This window comes from Microbacterium sp. NPDC058269, from assembly GCF_042881445.1.
GTDB lineage: Bacteria > Actinomycetota > Actinomycetes > Actinomycetales > Microbacteriaceae > Microbacterium.
The window spans coordinates 62,468-74,553 of the sequence record NZ_JBHVXT010000005.1; the positions used below are offsets into that span (position 1 = coordinate 62,468).

Below are 12,086 nucleotides of genomic sequence, written 5' to 3' on the forward strand. Positions count from 1 at the left end.
AGGATTCGGGGCGTTTGTTCAGGTGAGCGCGATCAGGGAGACTGTAGATCATGCGTGGCATCATTCTCGCCGGCGGCACAGGCTCCCGGCTGCACCCGATCACCCTCGGCGTCTCGAAGCAGTTGGTCCCGGTGTACGACAAGCCGATGATCTACTACCCGCTGTCGACCCTGATCCTTGCGGGCATCCGTGACATCCTGATGATCACGACGCCCCATGACGCGGAGTCTTTCCAGCGGCTGCTGGGCGACGGGTCGAAGTTCGGGGTCTCGATCACCTACAAGACGCAGCCGTCCCCGGATGGCCTCGCACAGGCCTTCATCCTGGGCGAGGAGCACATCGGCGATGAGCCGGTGGCACTCGTCCTCGGCGACAACATCTTCTACGGACAGGGGATGGGAACGCAGCTGCGCCAGTACACGGAGCTCGACGGCGGCATCGTGTTCGGCTACCGGGTCGATGACGCGACGGCATACGGCGTCGTCGAGTTCGACCGCGAGGGCAAGGTCGTCTCTCTCGAGGAGAAGCCCGCGCAGCCCAAGAGCAACTATGCCGTGCCCGGTCTCTACTTCTACGACAACGACGTCATCGAGATCGCCAAGGCGCTCAAGCCCTCACCGCGTGGTGAGCTGGAGATCACCGACATCAACCGCGAGTATCTCGATCGCGGGAAGCTGAAGGTGCAGCTCCTCACCCGCGGCACCGCATGGCTCGACACCGGCACTTTCGACTCCCTCGCGGAGGCGACAGACTTCATCCGCACCGTCGAGAAGCGTCAGGGCCTCTCGATCGGCTGCCCCGAGGAGGTCGCTTGGCGAATGGGATTCCTCACCGATGACGAGCTGCGCGAGCGTGCGGAGCCGCTCCGCAAGAGCGGTTACGGCGAGTACCTGCTCAAGGCGCTCGCACAGGGACGCTGACTAGGCTCGACCGAGTTCGATGACACGTCGCTCTTGGCGTGGCCATGAGTTGTGCCCTCTTCGTGAGGGGCTGGAGGGATCAGATGACGACGCCGGGACAGAAGCCTGCGACTTTTCCGGACGGAGGGCGTCGCCTCGTCATCTACGTCGTCTACGACCGTCGAGGCACGGTCGAGGAGTTCGTCCGTTACGCGCTGAAGGGCATGCGCGATGACGCTGCGCACATCCTCGCCGTGGTGAACGGCCCTCTGGACGATGCCGGTCGTGCACTGCTCGAGACCGTCACGGATGACATCCTCGTCCGTCCGAATATGGGTTTCGACATCTGGGCGCACAAAGAGGGGCTCGCGCACATCGGCGACCGTATCGCCGAGTTCGATGAGGTGCTGCTGACGAACGACACCTGGTTCGGGCCTGTGCGTCCGTACTCGCCGGTCTTCGAGAAGATGAATGCCCGCGAGGTGCACTTCTGGGGGATGACCGACCACGAGTGGGAGCCGCTCAACAAGTTCACCAACGAGGGCGAGCTGCCCTACCACCTCCAGTCGTTCTGGATCGCGGTGCGCAAAGAGATGTTCCTTTCGCCGGAGTGGATGGCGTACTGGCGCGATCTCCCCGAGATGCCGTCCTACTTCGACGCCGTGCTCAAGCACGAGATCGAGTTCACCAAGCACTTCCAGGAGCGCGGGTACACGGCCTCGGTCGCATTCGCATCGGCCGACTATCCCACCGAGCACCCTTCGCTCTTCAACGCCGATCTGCTGCTCGCCGACGGAAGTCCTCTCGTCAAGCGGCGCCCCTTCTTCCACTACCCGCCCTTCCTCGACAGGAACGCGGTGATCGGACGCCGCACGGCGGACGTCATCGCCGGCTACGGATACCCGATCGAGTTGATGTGGAGCAACCTCGCGAAGAATGTGCAGCCCAAGACGCTGAACACCGATGCCGGGATGCTTGAAGTCCTCGACGAGATCGAGCACGCCCCCGCACCCGATCGACGAATCGCCGTCCTCGCTCACTGCACCGATCCGCGTACCGTGGACCACATCCTCAACCGGCTCGAGCAGATCCCCGTCGATTTCGATCTCGTCCTCACGACAGCCGGCGATGACCAGGCGGGTCTCATCCGCACCGCGATCGACGACAGGAAACTCGCGAAGCTCACCAGCGTCGATATTCGAACGATTCCCACCAAATACGGGCGGGACATGAGCGCGTTCTTCATCGGATGCCGCGACATCCTCGAATCCGACCGCTACGACCTCGTGGTCAAGATCCACTCCCGTGCTCCCCGCAAGCGCGGTGCGAACCTCGCTCGCTACTTCCGTCGGTACCAGCTCGAGAACCTCATCTCCAGCCCCGGACAGTTCTCCAATCTCCTGGGCCTCTTCGAAAGAGAGCCGGGACTGGGAGCGGTGTTCCCGCCGATGATGCACATCGGCTACGCGTTGGCGGGTCGCGGATGGTCTCATTATCGTGAGCCCGCTCTCGAGATCTGCGAGCGTCTGGGCATCAAGGTGCCCTTCGACGGGGCATCGCCGCTGGCGCCCATGGGCGGTATGTGGATCGGGCGACCGCAGGCGCTGCGGCTCCTGATCGAGGACGAACTGAGTTACGAGGACTACGCCGTCTCCAAGCGCGACGGCGCCGACCTCGCGCGCGTGCAGGAGCGCCTCGTGCCGCTGGCGATGGGCGAGCTCGGCTACCACAGCCGCACGGTGCTCAACCAGGAGCACGCGGGGATCGCCTACGCGAACCTCGCGTACAAGCTCGACCAGCTCTCGATCACCCCGCCCGGGTACCCCTTGGAGCAGATCCAATGGCTGCATCGTGCGGGGTGGGCGGGCGCCGGTGGAATCGTCGCGATGACCCGCATGTACATGCGTCTGAACCATCCGGCGACCTCCGCGCGTCTCGCGCCGATCATGCGCCCCTTCGTCGCGGTCGCCCGCATCGGGATGCACACGCTCCGCAAGGTTCTGCGACGAGGGCGCCCGATCGAGGGAGAGATGCTGTGATGTCGAACGATCAGCCGTCCATGCTGTCACCGGACAGCAAGCGCGCGGTCATCTACGTCGTGTTCGACCGGCGGGGTGCCGTCGAGGACTACGTCGTGTACGCACTGCAGCAGATGCGCGACGACGCCGATCACATCCTCGCCGTGGTCAACGGAGCCCTGAGCGTGGAGGGGCGGGAGCGTCTCGAGGCCGTGACGGACGACATCCTGGTGCGTCCGAACGAGGGCTTCGACATCTGGGGTCACAAGGCCGGCATCGATCACCTGGGCGATCGGATCGGTGACTACGACGAGGTCGTGCTCACCAACGACACCTGGTTCGGACCCGTGCGTCCGTACGCAGCGGTGTTCGATCGCATGGCGTCGCAGAAGCTGGACTTCTGGGGCATGACGGACAACGTGCGGATGAAGAACCCTGCAACCGGCGAGGGCCTGGTGCCGGACCATCTGCAGTCCTTCTGGATCGCGGTGCGCAAGCGGATGTTCCTGTCCCAGTCATGGCGCGACTACTGGCGTGGTCTGCCGGCCATGGATGACTACTACGCCGCCGTGCTCAACCACGAGGTCACGTTCACCCAGCGGTTCTCCGAAGCGGGATTCGTGTCCGAAGCCGCCTTCCCGGCGGAGAAGTACCCGACCGACCATCCCGCGCTGTTCAATGCCGATCTTCTGATCGCCGAGGGCTGTCCGCTCGTCAAGCGTCGTCCTTTCTTCCACTGGCCGCCGTACCTGGACCGTCATGGAGTGATCGGCCGATGGATAGCCGAGGACATGGCCGCGTACGGGTACCCCGTCGAGTACATGTACTCGAACCTGGCGCGGAACGTCCCTCCGAAGGATCTGAACGTCGATCTCGGATTGAACAACGTGCTCGGCGATCGCGATCACGGGTTCGACCCGTCTCGTCCGCCGCGCATCGTCGCGATCCTGCACATCTTCTACGTCGACATGACGGATGAGATGCTCGACCGCGTCGACATGCTCCCCTCGACGTACGACCTCGTCATCACCACGCAGGACGAGGGGCGCGCCGCCGAGATCCGAGCGATCATCGACGCCCGGCCGCGCGAGGGCCGATCCGTGGACGTCCGCGTCGTCGCCTCCAACGATGGACGCGATCAGAGCGCGTTCCTCGTCGGGTGCAAAGACGTTCTGCTCGACGGCGCCTACGACCTCGTCGTCAAGCTCCACTCGAAGAAGACGCCCCAGGACGGTTTCAACGTGGGCCGTGCGTTCAAGGAGCAGCAGTTCGCGAACCTGCTCGCGAGTCCGGGCTACGCGGCCAACGTTCTCGCTCTCTTCCAGCAGGAACCGGGTCTCGGAATCGTCTACCCACCCATGGTGCACATCGGCTACCCGACGATGGGGCGCGCCTGGTGGGCGAACAAGCCGGGATTCGAGAAGCTCGCGGCGCAGATGGGGATCATGGTGCCGCTCGACGACATCTCTCCGCTCGCGCCGTACGGGTCGATGTTCATCGCTCGCCCCGAGGCGCTGCGGTTGTTGATCGAGCAGCCCTGGGCATACTCGGACTTCGGCGGCGCGGAGGCATACCAGGACGGCGGCCTCGCCCACGTGCTCGAGCGCGTCCCCAGCTATGCAGCCGCCGAACTCGGCTACCACACCCGCACCATCACGAACGCGGACTACTTCGCGGCGAGCTACACGACGCTCGACTTCAACTTCGACGAGATGTCGTCGACCGTCCCCGGACGGACGTACGAGCAGATCGCCTTCCTGCGCGGTATCGGACACGTGGGGGAGGGGAAGCTGCGCGACTTCGCCCGGATGTACATGCGGCGAAACCACCCCGGTGCCGGCGCACGAATCCGCGCCGTCCGCGAGCGCATCGTCGGCGGTATCCGTCGTCGGCTGCCCGGGCGCCGCTGAGGCGCGCCGCACCGAGGCACAGGTTCTGCTGAGGATAGGCTCAGGGACGACCCGAATACCCGTAAAGGAAACCCCCGTGGACAGATTCACTCGGCTCGCCGCCGAGCCGTTCACCACGATCGACGCGCGCGGACTCCGCGACGGCGGACGTGGTGGCAAGGTCGGCGAACTGTATCGACGGCGCGAGCTGCTCATGCTGCTGATCCGCCGCGACCTCCAAGCGCGTTATCGCGACAGCTTCCTCGGGTTCCTGTGGACGGTGATCCGCCCACTCGTGCAGTTCCTCGTGTACTTCATCGTGCTCGGACAGATCCTCGGGGCCTCACGGGGCATCGACAACTTCGCGATCTACCTCTTCGCCGGGTTCACGCTCTACACGTTCTTCGCCGACGTGATCTTCGGTTCGACGGGGTCGATCATCTCGAACGCCGGACTCGTGAAGAAGATCTACCTCCCTCGTGAGATCTTCCCGCTCGGGAGCATCGGAGCGGCCAGCTTCATGTTCCTCGTCCAGCTCGGTGTGCTCCTGGTCGCCGCGCTCCTGCTCAACGGTCTCCCAGAGCCCGTGCACATGCTGTGGTTCTTCCCCTCTCTCGGCATGGTGCTGCTGTGGGGAATCGCGACCGGGCTCCTGCTGGCTGCGCTCAACGTCTACCTGCGCGATATCCAGTACCTCACCGAGGTCGTCATGATGCTCGCGATGTGGGCGTCTCCGATCGTCTACTCCTGGACCATGGTCAAGACGGTCGTCGCGCAGTACGACCTTCCGACCTGGCTCCTCGAGGTGTACCTGGCAAACCCGCTCACGGTGGGCGTCTTCGGATTCCACCGCGCGTTCTGGGGTTCCGGCACCCTGGCCGACTACCCCCCGAACCTCGGACTGAGGATGGCGATCATGAGCGTCATCGGACTCGTGTTCCTCTGGATCTCGCATCGCGTCTTCACGCGCATGCAGGGCAACTTCGCGCAGGAGCTGTAGACCATGATCGATAACACCGACCTCTCGTCCCGCCCGGACATCATCCGCCTCAACGGCGTGAGCAAGCAGTTCCGCGTCCGCAAGGACAACAACCTGAAGGATCGCATCGTCCACTTCGGGCGCCATGGGAAGGCGTTCCGCGAAGAGTTCACCGCTGTCGACGAGATCACGCTCGACATCAAGGCGGGTACGACTGTGGGCCTGCTGGGGCAGAACGGCTCGGGCAAGAGCACCCTCCTGAAGCTCATCGGCGGCATCGTGGCCCCGACCACTGGTACGGTGCAGGCGCGAGGGCGGATGGCGGCGCTGCTCGAACTCGGCGCGGGGTTCCACCCCGACCTGTCAGGCAGGGAGAACGTCTATCTCAACGCCGCCATTCTCGGACTCAGCCGCGCGCAGATCGACGAGCGCTTCGACGACATCCTCGAATTCAGCGGCATCGGCGATTTCATCGAGACAGCCGTCAAGTTCTACTCGTCCGGCATGTATGTGCGCCTGGCATTCGCCGTCGCGGTGCACACCGATCCCGATGTGCTGCTGGTCGACGAGGTCCTCGCCGTGGGGGATGAGGCTTTCCAGCGCAAATGCATGGATCGCATCCACCAGTTCCGCGAGGAGGGGCGGACGATCATCCTCGTCAGTCACTCCGCGCAGCAGGTTCAGGAACTGTGCGACCGGGGCATCCTGCTCCACCACGGCAAGCTCGTGTTCGACGGAGACATCAATCGGGCTGTCGACGGACTGCGCGACGTGCTCGCCGACCGCGAGGTGGGGGAGGCCCCGCCGGAGGAGACCATCCATCCGATCCAGGTGAAGGGCATCGAGCTCATCGACGACGACGGCGGGACGATCAAGGAGCTTCCGACAGGAGACCCCTTCACGATCCGGGTGCATGTCGACACGCTGCGGCCCATCGAACGCTGGGAGATCGGGTTCAGCATGGATACGCCGCTCGGCCAGATGGTGATGGCCTCGAACACCGAGGTCCTCGGCGTCACGCTCGACCCGATCGCGGGGAAGACGGTCGTCGATCTGCGCATCGCAGGGGCAGGTTTCGGTCCGGGGGATTACTTCGTGAACGCCAATGCCGCCGGCGTCAGCGAACCCAGCAGCCATGGTCTGATGCGAGGAGCCACGCTGCGCGTGCGTACGGACGACACCACGATGGGGACGGTGTCCGCCAGGATCACCGTGGGCTCATCGGTGGAGCGATGACGGCGACCGCTCCGAAGGTGGCGGCTGTCGTCCTGTCGTACAAGCCGGACGCTGGCATCATCGGCAACATCGACGAGCTCGCGAAGCAGGCCGAACGGGTCTACGTCGTCAACAACTCGCCCGATGACTCCGCCACGGCTGACGTGCTCGCACCGTTGACCCGCCGCGATTCCGTGGTCGTGCTCGACCAGGCCGGCAATGTCGGTGTCGCGGCCGGATTCAACTCCGGCATGCGGCAGGCTCTCGCAGACGGATTCGATTACGTCTGGATCTTCGACCAAGACAGCACGGTCTCGGACGGCATGCTCACCGCGCTCCTGACCGCGTTCGAGCAGCCGGGCGCGCCGGTCGCCATCGCAGGGCCGGCATTGCGCGCGGAGGAGACCGGGCATCTCTACGACGGTGAATCCAGTTCCGGGATCCGCGACCAGGTCGCGCTGATCTCGTCCGGTGCCCTCTTCGCCCGTGAAGCACTGGATGAGATCGGTCTGCACGACGAGCGGCTGTTCATCGACTACGTCGACCACGACATCTCCCTGCGGGCGCGACGCTCGGGATTCCGCATCGTGAAGGTGTACGACACGGTCCTTGATCACCGATTCGGGGCATCCGTTCCTTCGACGTTCCTCGGACGACGCATCTACCTCTCGAACTATTCGCCGATGCGGCACTACTACATGACGCGCAACCGCGTGATCATGGTCCGGCGCTATGGCCTGGGACGATGGTTCTGGGAGGACGCGGCGTACGCCGCGAAGTCCTGGATCAAGGTGGTTCTGTGCGAGAAGGATCGGAACCGGAAGATCGGTGCGGCCCTTCGCGGCGCCGCCGAGGGTCTCCGCTTCCGTCAGGTGGCGACGAGAGTCGACTGACTCGTCTTACGACGCGCGAGGACGTGAGCGACCTCGGTGCGGCATGGTGTTCTGGATATGATTGGCGATGATGTCGGAGAAGTCGGGTCGTGTGCTGGTGATCGTTCCCGCGTGGAACGAAGAGTCGAATGTGGGTATGACCGTTCGAGAGGTTCTCGCCGCGGACGACCGCTATGACGTCGTCGTCGTCGATGACGGGTCGACCGATCGCACGGCAGAGGTCGCTCGCGGCGCCGGTGCTGCCGTCCTTCCTCTTCCGTTCAATCTGGGCGTCGGCGGGGCGATGAAGACAGGATTCACCTACGCTCAGCGTCACGGCTACGATTGCGCGATCCAGGTGGATGCCGACGGTCAGCACAACCCCGCCAACATTGCGGAGGTGCTCGAGGGGCTGCGTATCGCGGACATCTCGATCGGCGCCCGCTTCGCCGATGTGGGCGACTACTCCGTCCGGGGTCCGAGGCGGTGGGCGATGATCTTCCTCGCATCCGTGGTGTCCCGGGTCGCCAAGGCCAAGTTGACCGATGTGACCAGCGGCTTCCGCGCCGCGAACTCGCGTGCGATCGCGCAGTACGTTCGCTACTACCCGGCCGAGTACCTCGGCGACACGATCGATTCGCTCGTGGCCGCGGCACACGCCGGTCTCCGGGTCACGCAGGTTCCGGTGGCCATGAGGCCCCGCAACCACGGCCGACCGTCGCAAGGACCGATCGGTTCGAGCATCTATCTCTTCCGTTCCGTGTTCGCGCTGGGGCTCGCCATCATGCGCGGCCGTCGTTGGGAGGCCGGCGCATGATCGTCGTCGTCGGGATCGTCTTCGCCTTCTTCATCCTGGCGATCATCATCTGGATGCTGCTCAGCCACCGTCTTCGTGAGAAGTACGCGATCCTCTGGCTGACCATCGGCGTCACGATGCTGGTGCTCACGCTCTTCCCTGATCTGCTGTTCTGGCTGTCCGAAGTGCTCGGCGTGCAGATACCCACGAACCTGCTGTTCGTGGCGGCGCTCGCCCTTCTCATCGGCGTCACGCTGCACCAGTCCTGGGAGCTTTCGACGGCAGAGGATGAGACTCGTCGCGTCGCGGAAGAGATTGCCATCCTCCGCGCCGACGTCGAGGCGCTGCGTGCTCAGCGCGCCGACAGCGAAGACGGAGTCGAGCCCTAGAGAGACCCTCGTCCGGGTCGCTGCGGCGCTCTGAGAGCTGCTCAGCGATGGATGGTGGCGAAGAGGTCCTCGTCGTTCCAGCGTGCACGCGGTGATGTCCGGGTGATGCTCGGCCAGACGAACCAGACGAGTGCGACGATCGCCGCGGCGAATGCCAGGGATCCGAGGGCCCACACGCCCATCGGAGAGATGGGGGCGTTCCACCACCACTCGATGCCGCGGTCGAGATTGATTCCCGTGCCATCGGCACCGGTGATGTACCGGCGAAGGTTCGTGTGCAGAGCGATGCTGTTGGCACCGATGATTCCGGCCGCGACGACTCCGACCTGTACGCGGGTCAGACCGAGGGCGGCATCCTTGAGACCGACCAGTGCCACTCCGACGAGCATGATCACCAGCGGATAGATGTAGCGGGGCTGGACGCCGGACCCGACCATGATCCCCTCGCGCATGAGGATGTACAGAGGAACCACGACGAGTGCGGCCAGAACGCCGGCCATCGCGAGCCACTTGCGCGCGTTGCCGTGCTTCAGCCCCCAGAACAGCAGGGCAGCGAAGAGGCCGAAGGTCGTCCCCCAGACCAGGGCAGGCAGCTGCGTGTCGAGCCACCCGAGCCCCCAGAATCCGAGGGATCCGATCCACAGCTGGGGAAGTGCCTGCACGTTGGAGAAGAGGAGAGAGAAGAAGGGCAGATCTCCGCTCTCCGTGGTGCTCGTCAGCACCCCCGACTGGCCGCTGGTGAGGAAGAGCGCGCCGGCGATGACGGCGAGGCCCGCGGGGAGCAGTAGCTGGAGCAGGAAACCGCGCGTCGGGCGGAAGGCGAGCACGACGGCGACGGCGAGCGCGACGACACCGTAGGCTGCAGCGTCACTGCGCGCGCCTGCACCGACGAGCATCAGCACCGTGGAGAGCGCGGCCAGCGCGATCTTCTTGCGGCCGGTCTGCTCGAAGAAGCCCCAGACGGCGAGCCACAGCCCACTTGCCTGAAGGATCGCCCAACTGCTCGGATTCGCGCTCGGGATGAGGAACATTCCCAGCGGAACGATCCCGATCAGGGAGGCCCAGACGAGGTTCGGTCGCATCCGCAGCGGCAGGAGGAAGAACAGGGCGCAGAGCACGCCGACGAAGAGGAGCGCGTTGAACGCTCGCATCATCAGGATCGAGAGCGAGACGTCGTCGGTGACGAACGCCGTCATGACGCCGTAGAAGACAGGGGGGTACCCGTTGTCGTACCAGTTTCCTCGCTGGGTGTACGTCATGCCGTTCTCATCGAGCGGGCATGTCGCCGCCTGGTCGGGTTTGAAGGCGAAGCACTGCGCGGCTTCCGCGAGATCGGAGGGGAGCGCCCGCACCCTGTCGGAATCGGTGGTCTCGCAACGACCTTCGATGGGGCCGTTCGCACACCAGATGCTTCCCATGTGGTAGTCCTCGTCCGGACTCGAGCCCTGCGGGGAGGAGACTCCCCAGGCGAGAAGCGCGACCAACAGTGCGAGGGGGGCGAGTACTGCAGCAACGATCTGTCGTGTCCGGCGGGTCATCGCAGAGGGGCTCCTCGTTCAGGGAAGCGACACTGCCGACGAGTAGGTTCGGTGGCACAGAAGGTCGCAGGTGTTGTGTGGTGCGTCTTCACCGCGTCCCATCCTATCCGCGCGCCCGGCGGGCGATTCGACGCATGGTCGCGCGCATGTAGATGACGTCCCGGACCTCGGCGTCGCGAAGCCGAGGTCCGCGCCTCAGACGACGAGGGCGCGCCGCAGGCGTCGTGCGTTGCGCATGTCGATCGCGAAGAAGGCGATGAGGACGATGGTTCCGATCGCGGCGTAGGAGATCAGCATCGCGTCGATGTTCGGGATCGTGATCGCGAAGGCGATCCATTGCGCGGCTGCAGCGACGAGGAGAAGAGCGGCGGCACCGCGTGAGGCGGAACTGGTCATCTTGATCATCATTCCCTGGGCGGCGATCCAGGGAAGGTAGGCGAGCGCGGTCGGCACGAGCAGGTCGGCGGCCGGTGCGTATGCGGCCGGATAGATCAGACCCACGATCCAGTCGCCGAGCACGAGGAAGACCAGGATCATGGCCACGCTCGTCGCGACCGAGAGCCCGAGAGTGGCGAGGACGCCGACCCGCGAGAGGTTCGGGTTGTCTCGATTCGCGACGAAGCGAGGCAGCAGATAGAGCGAAAGCGTCGAGGGCAGCAAGAAGCCCGTCTTCACGAGAACGGTCACTGACGCATACATGCCGGCAAGATCTTCGGGTGCCCCGGCCCGAAGGAAGATCACGTCAGAACTGGTCAACCAGGCGAAAGCCACCGTGAGCACGATGATCGTGACTCCGGCCTGGCTGAAGATGCCTTTCTGCGGGCGCGGAACACCGCGGGCGGTCCAGAGCCCGCCGACGACCGCGACCACGAGGGCGGCAAGGACTGCTCCGACGAAGCCGCCGAGTCCGGTACCGATGGCGATGGCTCCGACGGCGAAGACCACGCGCGCGATCTGGGAGAACGTCGACCACCAGACCGCCTGGGCCACACGGCCTGATCCCTGGAGCAGCCCCACCGCATCGGCGAAGACGAAGCTGAGAGGAATCGTCACCGCCGCGGCGAGGATGACCAGGGGCGTCGTGTCGAGTGCGGAGGCAAGCCACGGAGACAGCGCCGCGACGACGGCCGCGCCTCCCAGCCCGAGCACGATGGCGTCGAGGGGCCAGCGCTTCTTCTTGCCGTCGCCGTGCTCGACCGTCGTGAGAGCGGAAGCCGTCTGAACCGTCACGGTGCTCTGGAGCGACGCGCTGCCGATGGCCGCGACGTTGACGATCACGAAGAACGCGGCGAGCAGACCGAAATCGGCGGGGGAAAGGAACCGGGCGCTCAGCAGCTGGAACGCGAAGGAAGCGATGATGCCGAGGCCACTAGCGACGCCCACGGCAAGGAGCGCCTTGCCGTGCGAGCGGACGTGCACGCCGATTCCTGTTCGTTGCGGCTTCGGGTTCGTCATCGTCTCTTGTTCGGCCATCTCGTGGTCATCCTGACG

10 protein-coding genes are annotated in these 12,086 nt (G+C 65.0%); 8 read left to right on the top strand and 2 right to left on the bottom strand.

All coding sequences use genetic code 11. The features are described 5' to 3' along the window. Nucleotides 1-50: 50 nt before the first annotated feature. The 8 genes from rfbA to ACFVWL_RS18535 all read left to right on the top strand — a co-directional run bounded on the left by rfbA (nt 51) and on the right by ACFVWL_RS18535 (nt 9,057). Nucleotides 51-920 (top strand): glucose-1-phosphate thymidylyltransferase RfbA, encoded by an 870-nt coding sequence (gene rfbA / locus ACFVWL_RS18500; RefSeq protein WP_387186007.1) that lies wholly within the window; start codon nt 51-53, stop codon nt 918-920. Between the two features lie 83 nt (nt 921-1,003). Beyond that, a complete protein-coding gene (locus ACFVWL_RS18505; RefSeq protein WP_387186009.1) occupies nt 1,004-2,938 on the top strand; it encodes a rhamnan synthesis F family protein in 1,935 nt (644 codons plus the stop codon). Beyond that, nucleotides 2,938-4,827, top strand: a complete 1,890-nt coding sequence (locus ACFVWL_RS18510) for a rhamnan synthesis F family protein (RefSeq protein WP_387186012.1) — start codon at nt 2,938-2,940, stop codon at nt 4,825-4,827. Before ACFVWL_RS18505 ends, ACFVWL_RS18510 begins: the two co-directional genes overlap by 1 nt. A gap of 76 nt (nt 4,828-4,903) precedes the next feature. After that, a complete protein-coding gene (locus ACFVWL_RS18515) occupies nt 4,904-5,806 on the top strand; it encodes an ABC transporter permease (RefSeq protein WP_387186014.1) in 903 nt (300 codons plus the stop codon). 3 nt (nt 5,807-5,809) lie between these two features. Then, nucleotides 5,810-7,021, top strand: a complete 1,212-nt coding sequence (locus tag ACFVWL_RS18520) for an ABC transporter ATP-binding protein (protein WP_387186016.1) — start codon at nt 5,810-5,812, stop codon at nt 7,019-7,021. Continuing rightward, entirely contained in the window at nt 7,018-7,893 is an 876-nt protein-coding gene (locus tag ACFVWL_RS18525; RefSeq protein WP_387186018.1) for a glycosyltransferase family 2 protein, read from the top strand. Before ACFVWL_RS18520 ends, ACFVWL_RS18525 begins: the two co-directional genes overlap by 4 nt. A 67-nt stretch (nt 7,894-7,960) precedes the next feature. Then, nucleotides 7,961-8,689, top strand: coding sequence for a glycosyltransferase family 2 protein (locus tag ACFVWL_RS18530; RefSeq protein ID WP_387186021.1), 729 nt, complete (start codon nt 7,961-7,963; stop codon nt 8,687-8,689). Further along, the gene (locus ACFVWL_RS18535; protein WP_387186023.1) at nt 8,686-9,057 is read left to right on the top strand and encodes a DUF2304 domain-containing protein; all 372 of its coding nucleotides are present in this window, start codon (nt 8,686-8,688) and stop codon (nt 9,055-9,057) included. Before ACFVWL_RS18530 ends, ACFVWL_RS18535 begins: the two co-directional genes overlap by 4 nt. 41 nt (nt 9,058-9,098) lie before the next feature. On the opposite strand, the gene ACFVWL_RS18540 is transcribed toward ACFVWL_RS18535, so the two are convergent. Beyond that, on the bottom strand, nt 9,099-10,595 hold the full coding sequence (locus ACFVWL_RS18540; protein ID WP_387186026.1) for a DUF2142 domain-containing protein: 1,497 nt from the start codon (nt 10,593-10,595) through the stop codon (nt 9,099-9,101). 195 nt (nt 10,596-10,790) lie between these two features. Further along, the gene (locus ACFVWL_RS18545; protein WP_387186029.1) at nt 10,791-12,068 is read right to left on the bottom strand and encodes a lipopolysaccharide biosynthesis protein; all 1,278 of its coding nucleotides are present in this window, start codon (nt 12,066-12,068) and stop codon (nt 10,791-10,793) included. Nucleotides 12,069-12,086 lie beyond the last annotated feature (18 nt).

Excerpts from the sequence above, each read along its gene's own strand:
- ACFVWL_RS18530 (WP_387186021.1), top strand. The coding sequence starts at position 7,961 with ATGATGTCGGAGAAGTCGGGTCGTGTGCTGGTGATCGTTCCCGCGTGG.
- rfbA (WP_387186007.1), top strand. The coding sequence starts at position 51 with ATGCGTGGCATCATTCTCGCCGGCGGCACAGGCTCCCGGCTGCACCCG.
- ACFVWL_RS18510 (WP_387186012.1), top strand. The coding sequence starts at position 2,938 with ATGTCGAACGATCAGCCGTCCATGCTGTCACCGGACAGCAAGCGCGCG.
- ACFVWL_RS18520 (WP_387186016.1), top strand. The coding sequence starts at position 5,810 with ATGATCGATAACACCGACCTCTCGTCCCGCCCGGACATCATCCGCCTC.
- ACFVWL_RS18525 (WP_387186018.1), top strand. The coding sequence starts at position 7,018 with ATGACGGCGACCGCTCCGAAGGTGGCGGCTGTCGTCCTGTCGTACAAG.
- ACFVWL_RS18505 (WP_387186009.1), top strand. The coding sequence starts at position 1,004 with ATGACGACGCCGGGACAGAAGCCTGCGACTTTTCCGGACGGAGGGCGT.
- ACFVWL_RS18545 (WP_387186029.1), bottom strand. The coding sequence starts at position 12,068 with ATGGCCGAACAAGAGACGATGACGAACCCGAAGCCGCAACGAACAGGA.
- ACFVWL_RS18540 (WP_387186026.1), bottom strand. The coding sequence starts at position 10,595 with ATGACCCGCCGGACACGACAGATCGTTGCTGCAGTACTCGCCCCCCTC.
- ACFVWL_RS18535 (WP_387186023.1), top strand. The coding sequence starts at position 8,686 with ATGATCGTCGTCGTCGGGATCGTCTTCGCCTTCTTCATCCTGGCGATC.